Origin of the sequence: Caballeronia calidae, assembly GCF_900044055.2 — a bacterium.
Classification (GTDB): Bacteria; Pseudomonadota; Gammaproteobacteria; order Burkholderiales; family Burkholderiaceae; genus Caballeronia; species Caballeronia calidae.
This window is the reverse complement of record NZ_FCOX02000025.1, coordinates 1-18458: the sequence shown is the minus strand read 5'-3', so window position 1 is coordinate 18458 and position 18458 is coordinate 1. Positions and strand designations below refer to the sequence as shown.

18 protein-coding genes are annotated in these 18458 nt (G+C 67.5%); 16 read left to right on the top strand and 2 right to left on the bottom strand.

Annotated elements, in window-relative coordinates; translation table 11 throughout:
* The 14 genes from AWB78_RS21875 to AWB78_RS21810 are packed head-to-tail and all read left to right on the top strand — an operon-like array spanning nt 1 to nt 14991.
* Entirely contained in the window at nt 1–627 is a 627-nt protein-coding gene (locus tag AWB78_RS21875; protein ID WP_062608030.1) for a COG4648 family protein, read from the top strand.
* On the top strand, nt 624–2327 hold the full coding sequence (locus AWB78_RS21870) for an ApeI family dehydratase (RefSeq protein ID WP_062608028.1): 1704 nt from the start codon (nt 624–626) through the stop codon (nt 2325–2327). The genes AWB78_RS21875 and AWB78_RS21870 overlap by 4 nt, the downstream gene beginning before the upstream one ends.
* Entirely contained in the window at nt 2324–4081 is a 1758-nt protein-coding gene (locus tag AWB78_RS21865) for a glycosyltransferase family 2 protein (RefSeq protein WP_062608026.1), read from the top strand. The genes AWB78_RS21870 and AWB78_RS21865 overlap by 4 nt, the downstream gene beginning before the upstream one ends.
* Nucleotides 4068–5660 (top strand): HAL/PAL/TAL family ammonia-lyase, encoded by a 1593-nt coding sequence (locus AWB78_RS21860; protein ID WP_062608025.1) that lies wholly within the window; start codon nt 4068–4070, stop codon nt 5658–5660. Before AWB78_RS21865 ends, AWB78_RS21860 begins: the two co-directional genes overlap by 14 nt.
* A complete protein-coding gene (locus tag AWB78_RS21855; RefSeq protein ID WP_062608166.1) occupies nt 5653–6090 on the top strand; it encodes an acyl-CoA thioesterase in 438 nt (145 codons plus the stop codon). Before AWB78_RS21860 ends, AWB78_RS21855 begins: the two co-directional genes overlap by 8 nt.
* Nucleotides 6078–6773, top strand: a complete 696-nt coding sequence (locus tag AWB78_RS21850) for a LolA family protein (RefSeq protein ID WP_062608023.1) — start codon at nt 6078–6080, stop codon at nt 6771–6773. Before AWB78_RS21855 ends, AWB78_RS21850 begins: the two co-directional genes overlap by 13 nt.
* Nucleotides 6770–9187, top strand: coding sequence for an MMPL family transporter (locus AWB78_RS21845; protein WP_062608021.1), 2418 nt, complete (start codon nt 6770–6772; stop codon nt 9185–9187). Before AWB78_RS21850 ends, AWB78_RS21845 begins: the two co-directional genes overlap by 4 nt.
* Nucleotides 9184–10368, top strand: a complete 1185-nt coding sequence (locus AWB78_RS21840) for a beta-ketoacyl-[acyl-carrier-protein] synthase family protein (RefSeq protein ID WP_062608019.1) — start codon at nt 9184–9186, stop codon at nt 10366–10368. Before AWB78_RS21845 ends, AWB78_RS21840 begins: the two co-directional genes overlap by 4 nt.
* A gap of 38 nt (nt 10369–10406) precedes the next feature.
* Nucleotides 10407–10889: a hotdog family protein gene (locus AWB78_RS21835; RefSeq protein ID WP_062608165.1), complete on the top strand. Its 483-nt coding sequence runs from the start codon at nt 10407–10409 to the stop codon at nt 10887–10889.
* Nucleotides 10886–11611, top strand: a complete 726-nt coding sequence (locus AWB78_RS21830) for a 3-ketoacyl-ACP reductase FabG2 (protein WP_062608017.1) — start codon at nt 10886–10888, stop codon at nt 11609–11611. The genes AWB78_RS21835 and AWB78_RS21830 overlap by 4 nt, the downstream gene beginning before the upstream one ends.
* Complete coding sequence (locus AWB78_RS21825) at nt 11611–12837, top strand: beta-ketoacyl-ACP synthase (RefSeq protein ID WP_062608015.1); 1227 nt, start codon at nt 11611–11613, stop codon at nt 12835–12837. Before AWB78_RS21830 ends, AWB78_RS21825 begins: the two co-directional genes overlap by 1 nt.
* Nucleotides 12837–14075, top strand: coding sequence for a beta-ketoacyl-[acyl-carrier-protein] synthase family protein (locus AWB78_RS21820; protein ID WP_062608164.1), 1239 nt, complete (start codon nt 12837–12839; stop codon nt 14073–14075). Before AWB78_RS21825 ends, AWB78_RS21820 begins: the two co-directional genes overlap by 1 nt.
* A 30-nt stretch (nt 14076–14105) precedes the next feature.
* Nucleotides 14106–14531 (top strand): hypothetical protein, encoded by a 426-nt coding sequence (locus AWB78_RS21815; protein WP_062608014.1) that lies wholly within the window; start codon nt 14106–14108, stop codon nt 14529–14531.
* A gap of 25 nt (nt 14532–14556) precedes the next feature.
* A complete protein-coding gene (locus AWB78_RS21810; RefSeq protein WP_062608012.1) occupies nt 14557–14991 on the top strand; it encodes a hypothetical protein in 435 nt (144 codons plus the stop codon).
* Nucleotides 14992–15044: 53 nt separating this feature from the next.
* On the opposite strand, the gene AWB78_RS21805 is transcribed toward AWB78_RS21810, so the two are convergent.
* Nucleotides 15045–15785: a class I SAM-dependent methyltransferase gene (locus tag AWB78_RS21805; RefSeq protein WP_062608011.1), complete on the bottom strand. Its 741-nt coding sequence runs from the start codon at nt 15783–15785 to the stop codon at nt 15045–15047.
* A gap of 129 nt (nt 15786–15914) precedes the next feature.
* On the opposite strand from AWB78_RS21805, the gene AWB78_RS21800 reads away from it, so the two are divergent.
* Together AWB78_RS21800 and AWB78_RS21795 are read left to right on the top strand one after the other, a co-directional pair.
* Nucleotides 15915–17165 carry an NAD(P)/FAD-dependent oxidoreductase gene (locus AWB78_RS21800; RefSeq protein ID WP_062608010.1) on the top strand — a complete coding sequence of 417 codons (1251 nt, stop codon included), beginning with the start codon at nt 15915–15917 and terminating at the stop codon, nt 17163–17165.
* 23 nt (nt 17166–17188) lie between these two features.
* A complete protein-coding gene (locus tag AWB78_RS21795) occupies nt 17189–18043 on the top strand; it encodes a CPBP family intramembrane glutamic endopeptidase (RefSeq protein WP_062608008.1) in 855 nt (284 codons plus the stop codon).
* 191 nt (nt 18044–18234) lie between these two features.
* Here AWB78_RS21795 and AWB78_RS49360 read toward each other — a convergent pair.
* A partial coding sequence (locus tag AWB78_RS49360; RefSeq protein WP_269768947.1) for a hypothetical protein occupies nt 18235–18458 on the bottom strand: 224 nt, incomplete at its 5' end.

Genomic DNA, 18458 nt, shown 5'->3' with positions numbered 1-18458 from the left:
ATGCCGTCGCGGACCGCTCATGCGCCGGACGCGCGCGGCCCGGCGGGCTTCGCGCTGAACGTCGCGCTCAAGCTCGCTTATCCCGCGGTCATTCTGGGCGCCTGGTTCTGGAATGCGCCGCGCTATGTCGGCTGCCTGCTGTTCGCGCTGATCTGGCTGCAGCGCTCCTTGGGCACGGGCGTGGTCGGCGCGTCGCTGCGCAGGCTCTCGCGCGTCGACTGGACGGTGGCGTTCATGCTGAGCGTCGCGTCCGCGGCGATCGTGTGGACCGACAGCGAGCGCCTGCTGCACATCTATCCCGCGCTCGTCAATTTCGGCTTGCTGATCGCGTTCGGTTCGACGCTCGTGCGAGGTCCGTCGATGATCGAGAAATTCGCGCGCATCCGCACGCCCGATCTCAGCGAGCCCGCCGTGCGGCACACGCGCCGCGTCACGCAGATCTGGTGCGGGTTCTTTGCCGCGAACGGCCTGTTCTCTTTTTATACGGCGCTGTACTGGCCGCGTCAGGCATGGTCGCTCTACAACGGCGCGATTGCGTACGGGCTGGTCGGTGTGCTGCTCGCCGGTGAAATCGCGTGGCGGTATCTGGTGATCCTGCCGCGCGCGCGGCGCACGGAGGCGTCATGATCGCGCTGCACGAACTGTTGTCCACGGCGCGCGACGCGCTCACGCCCGTCTGCCGCGATGACCGCGCGCAAACCGCGAACGATGCCGCCGCGATCATCACGCACGCGATGTTCCGCGAGCGCACGGCGGCACTCGCGCTGTCGCTGCGCAAGGAGGCGGCGCGCCGCTACGCGCTTTGCATCGACGATCCGTTCGACTTTGCCTGCGCGCTCTTCGCGCTGTTCGTCTGCGGCAAGGAGCCGGTGATTCCCGCCAGCTCGGCGCCCGGCTATCTGGCCGATCTCGCGGGCGCGTACGACGCCATGCTGACGGACGCCGACATAAACGCGCAAGCCGCGACGTCGCGAGAATCCTGGTCGATGACCATCGACCCGCACGCGCCGCTCACGCTCTACACGTCGGGCAGCAGCGGCACGCCGAAGCCGATCCACAAGACGCTCGCGCAGTTCGACGCCGAAGTGCGCACGCTCGAACGCGAGTGGGGCGCGTTGGTTGGCGGCGCGACCGTGCTCGCGAGCGTGCCGCATCGACATATCTATGGGCTGCTGTTTCGCGTGATGTGGCCGCTCGCAGCGGGCCGCGCGTTCGATCGCGCGCTCTGTGCCGAGCCGCAGCAGATTCGGTCGCGTATCGCGCGCTGCGGCGCGGCCGTGATGGTGTCGTCGCCGGCGCAGCTCGTGCGCTGGACCGCGCTGTCCGACTTCGCGGCGCTGACGCCCGCGCCGCGCGCGTTCTTTTCGTCGGGCGGGCCGCTCGCGGCGGACGCGGCGCACGACTACGCTGCCCTGTTCGGCGCGGCGCCCATCGAAATCTACGGCAGCACGGAAACGGGCGGCATCGCGTGGCGCAGACAGAACGAAACGACGTCGTGGCGGCCGCTCGACGGCATCGACGTGCGACGCGCCGATGACGGCGCGCTGGAAGTGCGCTCGCCGCATCTCGGCCACGACGACTGGCATCGCACCGACGACGCGATCGCCCTCGACGACGACGGCCGCTTCCGTCTTCAAGGCCGCCTCGACCGCGTGATCAAGCTCGACGGCAAGCGCGTGTCGCTGCCCGAAATGGAGGCGCGGCTGGCGCTGCATCCGTTCGTGGCGCAGGCGTGCGTGGTGCCGCTCGCGGGGGCGTCGCGCGATCGCGTCGGCGCCGTGATCGCGCTCAGCGAAGCAGGCAGCGGCGCGTTGCGCGGCGAAGGGCGCGTCGCGCTCGCGAAGACGCTGCGCCGACATCTCGCCGCCTACTTCGACGCGGTGCTGCTGCCGCGCCGCTGGCGCTTTCGCATCGCGCTGCCTTTCGATGCACGCGGCAAGCTGCCCGTCGCGGCAGTCGTGGCGGCCTTCGCTACGCGCGCCGAAGGTTTCGAGGTGCTCTCGGAAACGCGCGACGGCGACACGCTGAGCTACGAGTTGCGCGTGCCGTCCACGCTCGATCATTTCAGCGGCCATTTTCCGGGTCATCCGGTCCTGCCGGGCGTCGTGCAGGTCGACTGGGCGATCCGGCTCGCGGCGGAGCACGTCGTGGGCACGCGCGAAGCCGCATCGGTCGATCGTCTCAAGTTCACGGCGCCCGTGCCGCCCGGCGCGGTGCTCGATCTGCGGCTCGCCCACGATGCCGCGCGCCGCCGCGTGCAGTTCGCGTATCGCCTGAACGGACGCGATTGCTCGTCCGGCGTGGTCGTGTATCGGGGGCACGCATGAGCGGCGCGGACCTGCGGACGTGCATCGTCATTCCGATCTACAACCACAAGGAAGCGATCGTCGGCACCGTCGCGCGTTTGAGCGTGCACGGCCTGCCGATGATCGTCGTCGACGATGGCAGCGACGAAGCCACGCAAGCCGTCCTCGCGAAGCTCGCCTGCGACTACGGCGCCCGGATGATGCTGCGGCGTCTGCCCGTCAACGGCGGCAAGGGCGCCGCCGTGATGGAGGGACTGCGCGCGGCGCGGCGTGCGGGCTATACGCATGCATTGCAGATCGACGCGGACGGCCAGCATGACGCCGATGACGTGCCGCGCTTCCTCGCCGCCGCCCGCGCCGAGCCGCACGCCGTGATCCTCGGGCGCCCCGTCTATGACGAAAGCGTGCCGAAGTCGCGTCTCTACGGCCGCTACGTGACGCATGCGTGGGTGTGGATCGAGACGCTGTCGTTCACCATCCGCGATTCGATGTGCGGCTTTCGCCTGTATCCGCTCGATGCGGCCTGCGCGCTGATCGACAGCACGCGGCTCGGCACGCGCATGGACTTCGATATCGAGATCCTCGTGCGTCTTTACTGGCGGCGTCTCGCGTTCCGCGCCATTCCGACGCGCGTCGTCTACGCGGCGGACGGCGTCTCGCACTTCGACGTGCTGTGGGACAACGTGCGCATCAGCGCGAGCCATACGCGGCTCGTGTGCGGCATGCTGCTGCGTCTGCCGATGCTGCTCGCGCACAAGGCCATGCCGCGCCGCACATCCGGCGCCACGCGTGCAGGCTCGGGCTGGTGGCGTGTCGCCGAACGCGGCAGCCGGCTCGGCATGTGGCTGCTCGCGCTCAGTTGCCGTCTGTTCGGCGTGCGTTTCACGGGGCTGTGGCTGCATCCGGTCGTCGGCTATTTCCTGCTGACGGGAAGCGCGGCGCGTGCGGCTTCGCATCGATACTTCGCGCATCTGGAGCACGCCGCGCCGGGCGAACGCACGCCGCGCCCCGGATGGCGCTCCGCTTACCGGCAGATGCTCGCGTTCGCGCAGTCGGGGCTGGACAAGCTCGCGGCGTGGTCGGGCCGCATCGCCGCCGATGAAGTCATGTTCGACGAACCCGGGCCGTTCGAAGCGCTGGTCGAGAGCGGGCGCGGCGCGCTCGTGATCGGCGCGCATCTCGGCAACCTCGAAATGACGCGCGCGCTCGCGGTGCGCAACGGCCATGCGAAGGTGACGGCCATCGTCTACACGGAGCACGCGAAGCGCTTCAACAGCATCCTGTCGTCGGCGAACGGCGATTTCGCGAAACGCCTCGTGCAGGTGCGCGACTTCGGCCCGGAAACTTCGATGATGATGAAGGAACGCATCGACGCGGGCGAGCTGCTCGTGATCGTCGGCGACCGCGTGCCCGCGCATGAGTCGGGGCGCACGACGGACGCGCGCTTCCTCGGCGCGACCGCGCCCTTCGCGCAAGGCCCGTATGTGCTCGCGCATGCGCTCGGCTGTCCCGTTTTCCTCTTCTTCTGTCTGAAAGAGCGCGGCCCCGGCGCGCGTTACCGGCTGTATTTCGAGCCGTTCGCGGAACGCATCGACCTGCCGCGCCGCGAACGCGCGCAGCACATCGCGGCGTGGGCGCAGCGTTACGCGTCGCGTCTCGAACACTATTGCCGCAAGGCACCCTATCAATGGTTCAACTTCTTCGATTTCTGGGCGCGCCCCGGCAAAACGACGACGGATGGCACCGCGCACAGAGGCACCGATGTCCGAGCATGATCTGATTGACACACACGCGCGACGCTTCGCGCAGCGGACGGTGACGTTCGGCGGACGGCGCGTGACGATCGAAGACATCGTTTCGATCGCAACGCGGCGCGCGCCGGTCGCGCTGAACGGCGAACCCGAGTGGCGCGCGCGCATCGAGCGCGGCGCCGACTTCCTGCGGCGTCATCTCGCGGCGGGCAAGACCGTGTACGGCGTGAATACCGGCTACGGCGACGCCTGCGTCGTCGATGTGCCGATGGAGCTCGTCGAAGCCTTGCCGCTGCAACTCACGCGCTATCACGGCTGCGGCATGGGCGCCTATCTCGACGACGCGCAGACGCTCGCCGTCATCGCCGCGCGGCTGAACTCGCTGGCGTACGGTTTTTCCGGCGTGCGTCTCGTGCTGCTCGAACGGCTCGCGGACCTGATCAACCATCGGGTCTTGCCGCGCATTCCATCGGAAGGCTCGGTCGGCGCGAGCGGCGATCTGACGCCGTTGTCGTATGTGGCGGCGGCGCTGGTCGGCGAGCGCGACGTGATGTTCGGCGGCGCCTTGAAGAGCGCCGCGAGCGTATGGACCGCGCTCGGCGTGACGCCGCTGACGCTCGCGCCGAAGGAAGGACTCGCGCTGATGAACGGCACGGCGGTGATGACCGGTCTCGCCTGTCTCGCGTTCGCGCGCGCCCGTCATCTGACGCGGCTCGCCGCGACGCTCACGGCGCTTTCGACGGTCGCGCTCGACGGCCGCGCCGCGCACTTCGACGCGACGATCTTCGCGGTGAAGCCGCACGCGGGCCAGGCCGAAGCCGCCGCCTGGATCCGCGCCGATCTCGCGGGCCGCGACGACACGCCGGGCCATCGTCTGCAGGACCGCTATTCGATCCGCTGCGCGCCGCATGTGATCGGCGTGGCGGCGGATGCGCTGTCATGGATGCGCCGCGACATCGAGAACGAACTCAACAGCGCGAACGACAATCCGTTGATCGACCCGGATGCCGAGCGCGTGCTGCACGGCGGCAACTTCTACGGCGGCCATATCGCGTTCGCGATGGACGCGCTGAAGACCGCTGTCGCCAATCTCGCGGATTTGATGGACCGCCAGCTCGCGCTGATCGTCGACGACAAGTTCAGCAACGGCCTGCCGCGCAATCTGACGGGCGCGGACCGGGCGCGCGCGCCGATCAATCACGGCTTCAAGGCCGTGCAGATTTCGGCGTCGGCATGGACGGCCGAGGCGTTGAAGCACACGATGCCCGCGAGCGTGTTTTCGCGCTCGACCGAAGCCCACAATCAGGACAAGGTCAGCATGGGCACGATCGCCGCGCGCGATTGCCTGCGCGTGCTCGAACTGACGGAGCAGGTGGCGGCGGCGCATACGCTCGCCACCGTGCAGGCGCTGAATCTGCGCCTGCGTCTCGATCCGTCGACACCCGTGCCCGCTGCATTGCGCGCGTTCGCGGATACGGTCGCGTCGATCTCGCCGTTCGTCGGCGAGGACCGCGCGCTGGAAAGCGAGCTGCGCGCATTGACGCAGCGCATCGCGGGCTGCGCGCTGGTCGAGGCGGACGCGGAGGATGCGCGTCATGGCTGACGTCATGGAGAAGCGCACGCTCAAGGCGAGCGCGATCGTCGAAGTGCCGTTTCACGATGTCGATGCGATGAACGTGTGCTGGCACGGCCACTATCTGAAGTATTTCGAAGCAGGGCGAGCGGCGCTGCAGCGCGCATTCGACTACGACTATCGCGAGATGCAGGCGTCGGGTTATGTGTGGCCGGTCGTCGAGGCGCATCTGAAATACGTGCGCCCCGCCATTTACGGCCAACGCATCGAGGTGCGCACGGAACTGCTCGAATATGAGAACCGCCTGAAGATCGGCTATGAACTGGTCGATTGTGCGAGCGGCGAGCGGCTGACCAAGGGCTACACGATTCAGGTCGCCGTCGAAGCCGCTACGCAGGCGCTCCAGTTCGTATCGCCGCCCGTCGTGTTCGAAAAACTGGAGCGCGTATGGGCGCGTTGACGAATTCCCGCGGCGCGCAAAAGGCGCTCATCGCGCTGCTGCTCGCGGCGAACGCGGGTCTCATCCTGCTTGCGCCGCATGCGCGCGCGGCCACGCCTGCGCCGGGGGCGAACGGCAACGCGGCGCTCGTCGCGCAAGTCACATCGCGGCTCGCGCAGATGAAGGGCGTGCGCGCGCAGTTCACGCAGACGCAGACGCTCTCCGCGATGAAGCAGCCGCTCCTCAGCACGGGTTCGCTCGTGTTCTATCGCGAGCGCGGCGCGATCTGGCGCGTGGATACGCCTTACGAGGCGGCGTATGTCATCACCGACGCGGGCGTCACCCAGCTCGATGCGAACGGCAAGCGCATCGGCACGAAGGGCGCACAGGGCGCGCCGGGCGTGCGCGGCGTCGCGCAGGTATCGAAGATGATGCGCGCGATGCTCGGCGGCGATCTGTCCGCGCTGTATTCGCAGTTCGATGTCGACGTGCACGGCACCGCGTCGGAGTGGTCGCTCGGCCTGACGCCGAACCAGCCGCAACTGGCGCAGGCGATCAAGGGTCTGCACATGAAGGGCGGCGCGTTCCTGCGCAGCCTGCGCATCGATCTCGCGAACGGCGACGTCACCCGAATCGAGTTCACGAAGAGCGAAGCGCTCGACGATCTGCCGTCCGCCGAGCGCACCTTGCTGGGCGCGCCATGACGCCCTGGCAAATCCAACGCACGATGACGGCGCTGTGGCGCGTGCGCGCCGCATGGCTCGTGCTCGCGCTCGTCGCCGCGCTGTATTGCGTCCATCGCTTCAGCGGGCCGTCGCCGCTGGAGACGAACGTGCTCGCGCTGCTCCCCGCGACGGAAGCGGACCCCGTCGCCGAAAAGGCCGTCGAGCAACTGGCGAACGCGCTCGGCGACCGCACGGTGTTCCTCGTGTCGAGCCGCGACGCGGATCATGCCAAAGCGGCCGCGAAGCAGTTCGGCGCGGCGCTGCAAGAGAGCGGCGCGTTCGCGTCCGTGACGGCGGAGCTGCCGCCGTTCGACATCGGGCGGATCGGCGCGCTGTACACGCCGTATCGCTTCGGCCTGCTGACGCGCGACGACCGCGATTCGCTCGCGAATGCATCGAGCGGCGCGGCCGCGCTGCGCAACGTTCTGATGCGGCGTATCTACAACCCGGTGCACGGCCCGCTCGCCACGCAGCTCGCGGACGATCCGTTCGGCTGGCTCGAACACTGGCTGGCGGAGCTGCCGCTCGCGACATCGAATCTGGAGCTCGAAGACAACCTGCTTGTCGCGCATCGCGGCGACACCACGAGCGTGCTCGTCGTCACGACGCTGCACGGCTCGGCGTATGAATCGCGCACGCAGCGCGCGGTGTTGTCGTCGACGGCGCGCGCCGAAGCATCGTTGCGCGCCGCGTGGCCCGATGCGGCCGTCGCGCGCGCGGGCGCCGTGTTCTACGCGGAGTCGGCGCGCAGCGCGTCGGAGCGCGAAGTGCATCTGATCGGCATCGCCTCCGCGTGCGGCATCGCGCTCCTGATGCTCTGGGTGTTCCGCTCGCCGCGCCTGCTGCTGCTCGGTTTTCTGTCGACGGCGCTCGGCATCGTCTGCGCGCTCGCGCTCACGATGTGCGTGTTCGGCAAGCTGCACCTGCTGACGCTCGTGTTCGGCGCGAGTCTGATCGGCGAGGCCGTCGATTATTCGATTCAGTATTTCGTCGTCTATCTCGGCGCGCCGCGCGACTGGGATGCGGCGAGCGGCGCGCGCTCGGTGCGGCCCGCGCTGGCCGTGGCGCTCGCCACCAGTCTGCTCGGTTACGCGATCCTCGCGTGGGCGCCGTTTCCCGCGCTCAAGCAGATCGCATGCTTCGCGATGACGGGCATCGGCGTCGCGTTCGCATCCGTGATGTGGCTGCTTCCCGCGATGCTCGCGAAGGGGCCGAAAGCCACGCAGCGGCGTCTCTTCGCGCGCGCGGCCGTGCTGCTCGCGCGCTGGCAGGCGGCGATCGGCGCGCGGCGTTCGTGGCGCGTCGCCATCGTGCTCGTCGCGATTTCGGCGCCGGGCTGGCTGCTGCTCACGAGCGACGACGACATCCATCTGCTGATCCAGCGCGATCCGGCGCTGGTCGCGCAGGAAAATCAGGTGCGTGAAGCGGTCGGCGTCGACAACACTGCGCAGTTTTTCGTGGTGCAGGGGGCGTCGGAAGAAGCGGTGCTGGAGCGCGCGGAAGCGCTCGGCGCAAAACTCGACGCACTCACCGGCGATGATTCCGTCGACGGCTGGCGCTCGGTCACGCAATTCGTGCCGTCGGCGCGACGCCAGGCCGAAGCGCGCGCGGCACTCGCGCAACACGTGTTCGCCGATCCCGCCGCATTGCGCGCGACGCTGCTGCAAGCCGGCTTCCGCGACGAAATCGCCGACGCGTGGATCGCGTCGTTCACGCAGACGGACGCGCAGCCGTTGACCGTCGAGCGCTGGCTCGCGGCGCGCTGGTCGAAGCCGTACGCGCATCTGTGGCTCGGCGCATTCGATGCGGACGGCCGGCGCGGCTACGCGGCCATCGTCATGCCGCGGCGCGTGACGCCGCACAACCTGCCCGCGCTCGTCGCGGCGGCGCGCGCCGTCGAAGGCGTCGCGTTCGTCGACAAGGCGGCGAGCGTATCGAAGCTGTTCGGCGCGTATCGCGTCGATAGCGGCATGTGGCTCGGCGGCGCGCTGCTGCTCGTGCTCGTGCTGCTGATCGCGCGCTACCGGTTGCGCGGCGGCATCGCGACGACGCTGCCCGTGCTGCTTGCCGTCGGCGTGACGCTGGCGGCGTTCGGCTATGCGCGCGTGCCGCTCAATCTGTTCAACTGCCTCGCGCTGATGCTGGTGCTCGGCGTCGGCGCGAACTACGCGGTGTTCCTGCGCGAAGGATGTCTGCGCGAGAACGCCGATCTCGGCGCGGTATGGACGGGCGTGCTGCTGTCGGCGGCGACCACGCTGCTGTCGTTCGGCATGCTCGGCATGAGCGCGATGCCCGCGCTGAAGAGCTTCGGCGCGACGCTTGCGCTCGGCATCCTCGTATCGGTGCTGCTCGCGCCGATGGGCATGCCGGCTGAAGGGAGAAGAAACGCATGACGTTGCCACCGGTTTATCTGCATGCGCTCGGCATGATCAACGCGCTCGGCGCCGACACCGATTCGATTGCTTCGGCGCTTGCCGCGTCGGAATCGCCGGGCATGGGACCGATGCGCCTGAAAAGCGGCGACGCGTTCGTCGGCCGCGTGATCGCGCCGCTCGATATCGCGCCGTCGCCCGCGCTCGCGCGCTTCGATTGCCGCAACAACCGCATGCTGCTCGCCGCGCTCGCGCAGATTCGTCCCGCCATCGAAGCGGCCCGCGAGCGCTACGGGCCGGCGCGCATCGGCATCGTGCTCGGCACCAGCACGTCGGGCGTGGGCGCGGCGGAACAGGCGTTCGCGCATCGGACCGAAACCGGCGGCCTGCCGGAGCGCTTCGACTATCGGCAGATGGAGATCGGCACCGCGGCGCCCTTTGCGGCGGCGGCGCTGAATGTGCAAGGCCCGGCGTTCACGATCTCGACGGCGTGCACGTCGAGCGCAAAGGCATTCGCGGCGGCGCGGCGTCTTCTGCAACTGAACCTGTGCGACGCGATGATCGTCGGCGGCGTCGATACGCTGTGCGAGCTGACCGTGCAGGGTTTCGCGTCGCTCGACTCGACGAGCCTCACGCGCACCAATCCGATGAGCCGCAATCGCAACGGCATCAACGTCGGCGAAGGCGCGGCCGTGTTCCTGATGACGCGCGACGAAGGCGCCGTGCGGTTCGCCGGCGCGGGCGAATCGAGCGACGCGCATCATGTGTCGGCACCCGATCCGCACGGCGTCGGCGGCGAACTGGCGTTGCGCGCGGCGCTCGCGGATGCGGGCGTGACGGCCGACGACATCGGCTACGTGAATCTGCACGCAACCGCCACGCGCAAGAACGACGAAATGGAAGCGCACATGATGGCGCGCGTGTTTGCGAATGGCGTGCCCGCGAGCGGCAGCAAGCCGTTCACGGGGCATCTGCTCGGCGCGGCGGGCGCGACGGAACTCGGCTTCGCCTGGCTCACGCTCGCGCGCGACGACATGCCCTTGCCGCTGCATCGATGGGACGGCGCAACCGATACCGCCTTGCCCGCGCTCGATCTGGTCGAAACGGAGCGCCGCCTGTCGCGCGAAGCGGGAACGCGCTACGTGATGAGCAATTCCTTTGCGTTCGGCGGCAGCAATGTCAGCCTGATACTCGCGGGCTGACGACGATGAACGGCCAGCATGGCACAACGGACAGCGACATGACATGCATTGAAGAACACATCGAAGTCTTTCCTCCGATCGACGAGCTGATTCCTCATCGCGGCACGATGCTGCTGATGGACGACGTCACCTCGTGCAGCGACGATACGCTGACCGCGCGCGCGACCGTGCGCGCCGGCGCGTGGTACGCGGACGAGCGCGGCGCGATGCCCGCGTGGATCGGGATCGAGCTGATGGCGCAGGGCGTGGCCGCGCATGTCGCGCTGATCGCGATGCGCGCGGGCGGCCGCGCGCGTCCCGGCGTGCTGCTCGGCACGCGCAGCTATCAGGCGCACGTGAGCGCGTTCGCGCGCGATGCGCGGCTCGACATCGGCGTGCGCGAAGTGCTGCGCAGCGAGGAAGGCCACGGCGCTTACGAATGCACGATCGATCACGGCGGCGAGCGCTATGCGGATGCCGTCATCAAGATCTATCAGCCGCACGATTTTCAGACGTTCATCGAAGGGAGCTTCAGTTCATGAGCCGCCGCGTTCTCGTTACCGGCGCAAGCCGCGGCATCGGCCGCGCCATTGCGTATCAACTGGCCGCCGATGGCTTCGCCGTCACTGTGCATTGCCGCACGGGACGCGCCGAAGCCGAAGCGGTGACGGCGGGCATCGCCGCGCAGGGCGGTTGCGCGCGCGTCGTGCAATTCGACGTGCGCGACCGCGCCGCGTGCCGTGAGGCGCTCGAAGCCGACGTCGCCGCGCACGGCGCGTACTACGGCATCGTGTGCAGCGCGGGCGTGACGCGCGATGCGGCGTTTCCCGCGCTGACCGGCGACGACTGGGACGTCGTGATCGAAACGGGCCTCGACGCGTTCTACAACGTGATCCATCCGCTGACGATGCCGATGGTCCGCGCGAAGCAGGGCGGCCGCATCGTGACGATCGCGTCGGTATCCGGCGTGATGGGCAATCGCGGTCAGGTGAACTACAGCGCCGCGAAAGCCGGGTTGATCGGCGCGACCAAGGCGCTCGCCGTCGAGCTCGCGTCGCGCAACATCACGGCGAACTGCGTCGCGCCGGGGCTGATCGAGACCGGCATGCTCGCTGACGCGCCCGTCGAACACGCGCTCAAAACGGTGCCGATGAACCGCGTGGGCCAGCCGGGCGAAGTGGCCGCCGTCGTCGGATTCCTGATGTCGGATGCGGCTTCGTATGTGACGCGCCAGGTCATCGGCGTCAATGGCGGGATGATCTGATGAAACGAGTCGTCGTTACGGGCATGGGCGGCATCACGGCGCTGGGTGATCGCTGGGATGACATCGAGGCCGCGCTGAAAGCGGGGCGCAACGCGGTGCGGCGCATGCCGGAGTGGGACTTTTTCGAAGCGCTGCATACGCGGCTCGCGTGTCCGCTGCCGGCGTTCCAGCAGCCTGCCGACTGGCCCCGCAAGAAGACGCGTTCGATGGGCATCGTGTCCACTTACGCGGTGCGCGCGAGCGAACTCGCGCTCGCCGATGCGTGCCTCGCCGGCGATGCGTCGATCAGTGACGGGCGCATGGGCGTGGCCTATGGTTCGTCGTCGGGATCGGTCGAGCCGATCCGCGCGTTCGGCACGATGCTCAAGACCGGCTCGATGACCGATGTCACGTCGAACAGCTACGTGCAGATGATGCCGCACACGACCGCCGTGAACGTGAGCCTCTTCTGGGACCTGAAGGGCCGCATTCTGCCGACGTCGTCGGCGTGCGCGTCGGGCAGCCAGGCGATCGGCTTCGCGTATGAAGCCATCGCGACGGGCAAGCAGACGCTGATGCTCGCGGGCGGCGCGGAGGAACTGTCGGGTCCGGCCGTCGCCGTGTTCGACACGCTCTACGCGACGAGCACGCGCAACGACGAGCCGCATCTGACGCCGCGACCGTTCGATGCGAAGCGCGACGGACTCGTGGTCGGCGAAGGCGCGGCGACGCTCGTGCTCGAAGAGTATGACCACGCGAAGGCGCGCGGCGCGACGATACACGCGGAGATCGTGGGCTTCGGCTGCAATTCGGACGGCGCGCACATGACGCAGCCGACGGCGGTCACGATGGCGCGCGCGATGCAGCTTGCACTGGAAGATGCGCGCCTCGACCCGCAAGCCATCGCTTATGTGAACGCGCATGGCACGTCGACGGACCGCGGCGATATCGCGGAAAGCCAGGCGACCGCGCAGACCTTCGGCGAGCGCATGCCGATCAGCTCGCTCAAGAGCTACGTCGGGCACACGCTCGGCGCGTGCGGCGCGATCGAAGCGTGGTGGACGATCGAGATGATGAAGCGCAACTGGTATGCGCCGACGCTCAACCTCACCGAAGTCGATCCCGCGTGCGCGCCGCTCGACTACATCGCGGGCGCCGGACGCGCGATCGACGCCGAATACGTGATGAGCAACAACTTCGCGTTCGGCGGCATCAACACGTCGCTGATTTTCAGGCGCGTTCGATGATGCAGCGCGTCGTCGTGACGGGCATGGGCATCGTCTCGTGTCTCGGCAATTCGCTCGACGCGGTGAGCGATGCGCTGCGTGCAGGGCAAAGCGGCGTGACGCGCATCGACGCGTGGCGCGAACGCGGCTTCGGCTCGCAGGTCGCGGCGGTGGCGTCGGTCGCGAACGAGCCGCCGTTCGATCGCAAGCTGGAACGCTTCATGGGCGACACGGCGCGCTTCGCCTGTCACGCGGCGCGCAAGGCGATCGACGATGCGCGGCTCGATGACGCGGCGTTGCGCTCGCCGAAGGTCGGCGCGGTGATCGGCTCGGGCGTCGGCGCGATGGCGGAGTACGACGCGGCGCTCGCCGTCGTGCATGCGCACGGCGTCGAGAGAACGCCGCCGTTCACGGTGCCGCGCGCGATGAGCAGCACGGCGTCGGCGAACATCGTGCAGACGTTCGGCATCGAGGGCGTCGCGTATTCGCCTTCGTCGGCATGCACGACATCGGCGCTCGCGATCGGACAGGCGATGCAGCTCATTCAGACCGGACGGCAACAGGTCGTGCTCGCGGGCGGCAGCGAAGCGCTGCACGACAACATGACGCTGATGTTCGATGCGATGCATGCGTTGTCGCGCGATTTCAACGACACGCCGTCACGCGCCTCGCGTCCTTACGACACCGCGCGCGACGGCTTCGTGATCGGTTCCGGCGCGGGCGTGCTCGTGCTGGAAGCGCTCGATCACGCGCTCGCGCGCGGCGCGCGCATCTACGCGGAACTGACGGGCTTCGGCGAGAGCACCGACGGCGCGGGCATGGTCACGCCGCACAGCGACGGCATCGCGCGCGCGTTGCGCATGGCGCTCGATCAGGCAGGCGAGCCGCCCGACTACATCAACACGCAGGCGCCTTCGACGCCGCTCGGCGATGCCGAGGAGCTGCGCGCATTGCGGACGGTGTTCGGGGCGCACGTGCCGCCGTTTTCGTCGACCAAGGGCATGACGGGACATCCGCTCGGCGCATGCGGCGTGCACGAGGCGATCTACACGCTGCTGATGATGCGCGATGGCTTCATCGCGGGAACGGGGCGGATCGATTCGCCGGACCCGCTCGTGCGCGATATGCCGCTCGTGCAGTCGACGCGCGAAGCGCGCATCGCGAGTGCGCTGTCGGTGTCGTTCGGCTTCGGCGGGAGTTGCGCGAGCCTGCTGTTCAAGGAAGTGGGACCGTCGCCCGTCGGCGCAGTACGGGCTTGAATCGATAAACAATCAAAGTGAACTCGAAGAATGAAAACAAAGATTCTGTTGGGGCTGGTGGCCGGCATCGTGATTTCACAAGCCGGATGTACGACGAAGATCCTCTCGGTGCCGATCCCCGCCGAAGTGAAGACGCAGGACAAGCAGGGCGTCGCGATGTATTTCGGCGATCAGACGCACGCCAGCGTCAGGAAGAAGCTGGAGACCAAGGAAGTGCGCGTGCGCGTGCCGGGCATGATGGAAGGTAAGGAGGCGACGTGCAACGCCGCGCTCGGCAAGGCGGTCAATGATCTGCGCGAGTATGCGCGCACGCGTCAGGCAAATGCCGTCATCAACGTGAAGACGCGTTTCCAGCGCACGGAGTCGTCGTCGGCGACGGACTTCACGTGCGGCGCGAGCAACAACGGCTCGACGCTTGCCGTCAGCGGCGACATCGTGCAGCTCGATACCGAGTAAGCCAACCACTACGGGGGTAACAACCATGAAGCGTCAGATGATCTGCGCGGCAGCCGTTGCGAGCTTGTTGTCGTCGCATGCGTTCGCACGCGACTCGATCGCGAATTATCCGGTCGACGCAGCGCTCCACAGCGAGGCCGGCAAGGTCGACGAGGCCATCCCGCTCTATTTCGCGGGACAGAAGCATCCGGGCGTCGCGAAGTCGTTCGGCGAATTCGCGACCAACAAGAAGACCAACGCGTTCGGCAAGAGCGACGAGGCGGCGTGCCAGCACGTGTTTTTGTCGGCGGTGCTGGAGTTGCAGGACCGCGTGCGCAAGGAAGGCGGCAACGCGGTCATCAACATCAAGAGCAACTACAGGAACGTAGTGCGGGAAAGCGCGACGGAGTTCACCTGCGGTGCGGGCGCGGTGATGGCGGGCGTCGCGCTGAAGGGCGAAGTGGTGACGCTCAGGAAGTAAGGCGGAAGGCAAACGCGGCGCGCATCGCAGCGATGCGCGCCGGCGCGACGCGCTCAGGCGGTCTTCGTTGCCGCGACGTTGACGAGCGTTTCGCGCCGCTTGCCGGGTTTCGGCGTGTAGAGACCGATGCGCTCCAGCAGGCCGAAATCCTTCGCGCGGCTCCACCACAGATAGGGCAGCGAGACGTTACGCGGTCCGAAGCTGAAGCCGCCGTCGCGGATCATGTGGAGATAGCCGTCCGCGCTTTTTTGCACATGCATCGGATGACGGAACAGCAGCCGGATGACCCATGACTTGATGTAGGCATCCGTCGATTCGGCGAACAGCAGCACGCCGCCCGGCTTGAGCACGCGGCGAAACTCGGCCAGCGCGCGTTCCTGTTCGACGAGATGATGAAACGTCTGGTGACAGAAGACGATATCGGCGCTTGCGTCGGGCAGCGGGAGACTCGCGCAGTCGCCGTGCAGCAGGTCGATGCGCGTGGCGGCGGTGTCGGGATCGGCTTCGCATGCGCGCGCGGCTCGGGCGGCGAGCGCGAGCGACGGCTCGTGAAAATCGATGCCGACGATGCGCCGCGGCTTGAACGTTTGCGCCAGCAGTCGGAACGAAATGCCCTGGCCGCAGCCGACATCGATGATGACGGGCTGCGCGGGCAGCGGTGCATCGATCAGGCCTTTGAGATCGTTGATCGCGACGCGCAGCACGTGATGCTCCCACGTATGCGTGCGCAGGAACCAGACGCCGAAGGCCGTCTCCGCAACGAACGGCACGCTGGATGATTCGGTGTTCTGCACGATGGTGTCCGGTAAGGAAGTAGGGGTCGACTCTTTGAATACGTGGTCGGCTCGCATTGTAATCGCTGATGCTTCGGATGCGCGTCGTATGCGCGATACGGTGCGAAGCGCAACGCACGGGAAACAGCAATGAATAAGGAATGTTTGATGAATGCCACGGTTGATGTCGCGATTATCGGAGCGGGGCCTTCGGGCGCTGTCGCGGCGGCGCTGCTGCGCCGCGCGGGACGCTCCGTGCTCGTGCTCGAGCGCCAGCACTTTCCGCGCTTCTCCATCGGCGAAAGTCTGCTGCCGCAAAGCATGGCGTATCTGGAAGAAGCGGGCATGCTGCGTGCCGTGGTGGAGGCGGGCTTCCAGTACAAGAACGGCGCGCATTTCGTCTACCGCGATCAGGCGTCGGCGTACGATTTCCGCGACAAGCATTCGGAGGGCTGGGGCACGACGTATCAGGTCGAGCGCGCGGTGTTCGACGACCTGCTGATCCGCTGCGCGGCGGAGCAGGGCGCCGAAGTGCGCTTCGGGCATTCGGTGCTCGCGATGAACCCGGGCGATGCGCCCACGCTCGAAGTCGCCGACGAAGCGGGCACGCGGTATCGGGTGAATGCGCGCTTCGTGCTCGATGCAAGCGGTTTCGGGCGTGTGCTGCCGCGTCTCCTGAACCTCGAAGCGCCGACCCGCATGCCGACGCGCGCGGCGATCTTCACGCATGTGCGCGACGGCATTCCGGCCGGCGTGCACGATCGCAACAAGATCACGGTCGCCGTGCATCCCGATCATCGCGATGTCTGGTTCTGGATGATTCCGCTGGCGAACGGCCGCTCGTCCGTGGGATGTGTCGCGGAAGCGGCGTTTCTCGATGTGCCGGAAGCGGCGCGCGAGGACAAGCTGCGATCGCTGATCCGAAGCGAGCCGACGCTGAACCGCCTGATCGGCGATGCGCCTTTTCTGATGCCCGTGAGACATATCGGCGGTTATGCGGCGAACGTCGAGCGGCTGCATGGCGCAGGCTATGCGCTACTCGGCAATGCGGGCGAGTTTCTCGATCCCGTGTTCTCTTCGGGCGTGACGATCGCGCTGCGTTCCGCGCATCTCGCTGTCGAGACGCTCGAGCGTCAGTTGGAGGGCGAGTCCGTCGACTGGAATGCGCAATACGATGTTCCGCTGCGCAAGGGTATCGATACGTTCCGCGCGTTCGTCGAGGGGTGGTACACGGGGAAGCTGCAGGACATCATCTTCTCGCGCGAGCAGACGCCGGTGATCCGCCGCATGATCAGCGCGTTGCTGGCGGGGTATGCATGGGATGAAACGAATCCGTATGTCGTCGAACCGGTGCGGCGCCTGAATGCGCTGCGTCAGGCATGCGTGCAGCGTGAGTGCTGATCCGATCGATGTTCGAGGTGCCTATGTCCGCATTGCCGTGGATCGCGATCTTCCTGGCGGCGCCAGCCACGTTTTTTGCTTCGTGTCGATGGATCGGTCTGGGTCTGTTGATCGTGGGGTATGGCGCCGCGCTGATGGATGGGCATCTCCGACCTTGGGCTGTGATTCCTGTCTCGCTGCTCTTTCTCGCCGCATACGCGGTGTCGCCCGGACGCAACCAGTACGTTCGATATGCAGGGCATGCGCTTTTTGTCGCGCTCGCCATCGCGCTCAGCATGCATTGGCTGCCGGGTTTTCATAACCTGCGGGTCATCGGCCCTGTGCGCTTCACGCCGGACGCCGTGCCCTTCACGATGTATCTCAACCTGGACAAGCCACTGATCGGCTTCTGGCTGCTCCTGGTGATGCCGTGCGTTCGGTCATCGCAGGGCTTGCGAGCATCGTTGTTGTACGGGGCCATCGGGGCGATGGTCACGGCAGCCGTCTGTCTGGCGGTCGCCCTGGCGCTCGGGCTCGTGGCGTGGGCTCCGAAGTGGCCCGCCGATGGCTGGCTATGGGTACTCAACAATCTGCTGCTCGTCACGCTCACCGAGGAAGCGCTGTTTCGCAGCTATATCCAGGGTGGTTTGACGCGGATTTTCAGAGGTTGGCGTTGGGGAAGCGTGCTTGCGTTATGTGTCGCCGCCGGGTTGTTCGGCATGGCTCACATCGCAGGCGGATGGCAATGGATCGTGCTCGGCAGTGTTGCCGGGATCGGGTATGGGCTCGCGTATCGTTTCGGCGGATTATCGGCCGCGATCATGGCCCACTTCGGCTTGAACGTGATGCACTTTGCGTTGTTTACGTATCCGATGCTACAGCGCGTCGGCGGGTTGTGAGTCGGGGTTCGGACATTGCCGCGCGATGCGGGGTCCTCGGTTTCCTGCTGAAGCGCTGCTCGTCGCTCGTGAGCGTCTGAGTGGGGCGTCGAAGGGCGCGCAATGAAAAAACCGATGCCGGATTAGGGCATCGGTTCTTCCTGTTGCACCGATCGGATGATCAGTGAAGGGATGGTTGTGCTGCCGCTCGCTTAACGGCCACGGCCTCCGCCACCGCCGCCACCGCCACCGCCACCGCCGCCACCGCCGCCGCCACTGCCACCGCCGCCGTGGCCGCCGCCATGACCGCCGCCCGAGCCGCTGCCGCCAGCTGAGCCGCCGTTGCCGCCGTTGCCATTGCCGCCGCCGTTGCCGCCGCCGCCGTTGCCGCCGCCGCCGTTGCCGCCGCCGCCGTTGCCGCCGCCGCCGTTGCCGC

What these genes read in the sequence shown, in the direction of transcription:
- AWB78_RS21875 (WP_062608030.1), top strand. Translation starts at nt 1, where the DNA reads ATGCCGTCGCGGACCGCTCATGCGCCGGACGCGCGCGGCCCGGCGGGC.
- AWB78_RS21870 (WP_062608028.1), top strand. Translation starts at nt 624, where the DNA reads ATGATCGCGCTGCACGAACTGTTGTCCACGGCGCGCGACGCGCTCACG.
- AWB78_RS21865 (WP_062608026.1), top strand. Translation starts at nt 2,324, where the DNA reads ATGAGCGGCGCGGACCTGCGGACGTGCATCGTCATTCCGATCTACAAC.
- AWB78_RS21860 (WP_062608025.1), top strand. Translation starts at nt 4,068, where the DNA reads ATGTCCGAGCATGATCTGATTGACACACACGCGCGACGCTTCGCGCAG.
- AWB78_RS21855 (WP_062608166.1), top strand. Translation starts at nt 5,653, where the DNA reads ATGGCTGACGTCATGGAGAAGCGCACGCTCAAGGCGAGCGCGATCGTC.
- AWB78_RS21850 (WP_062608023.1), top strand. Translation starts at nt 6,078, where the DNA reads ATGGGCGCGTTGACGAATTCCCGCGGCGCGCAAAAGGCGCTCATCGCG.
- AWB78_RS21845 (WP_062608021.1), top strand. Translation starts at nt 6,770, where the DNA reads ATGACGCCCTGGCAAATCCAACGCACGATGACGGCGCTGTGGCGCGTG.
- AWB78_RS21840 (WP_062608019.1), top strand. Translation starts at nt 9,184, where the DNA reads ATGACGTTGCCACCGGTTTATCTGCATGCGCTCGGCATGATCAACGCG.
- AWB78_RS21835 (WP_062608165.1), top strand. Translation starts at nt 10,407, where the DNA reads ATGACATGCATTGAAGAACACATCGAAGTCTTTCCTCCGATCGACGAG.
- AWB78_RS21830 (WP_062608017.1), top strand. Translation starts at nt 10,886, where the DNA reads ATGAGCCGCCGCGTTCTCGTTACCGGCGCAAGCCGCGGCATCGGCCGC.
- AWB78_RS21825 (WP_062608015.1), top strand. Translation starts at nt 11,611, where the DNA reads ATGAAACGAGTCGTCGTTACGGGCATGGGCGGCATCACGGCGCTGGGT.
- AWB78_RS21820 (WP_062608164.1), top strand. Translation starts at nt 12,837, where the DNA reads ATGCAGCGCGTCGTCGTGACGGGCATGGGCATCGTCTCGTGTCTCGGC.
- AWB78_RS21815 (WP_062608014.1), top strand. Translation starts at nt 14,106, where the DNA reads ATGAAAACAAAGATTCTGTTGGGGCTGGTGGCCGGCATCGTGATTTCA.
- AWB78_RS21810 (WP_062608012.1), top strand. Translation starts at nt 14,557, where the DNA reads ATGAAGCGTCAGATGATCTGCGCGGCAGCCGTTGCGAGCTTGTTGTCG.
- AWB78_RS21800 (WP_062608010.1), top strand. Translation starts at nt 15,915, where the DNA reads ATGAATAAGGAATGTTTGATGAATGCCACGGTTGATGTCGCGATTATC.
- AWB78_RS21795 (WP_062608008.1), top strand. Translation starts at nt 17,189, where the DNA reads ATGTCCGCATTGCCGTGGATCGCGATCTTCCTGGCGGCGCCAGCCACG.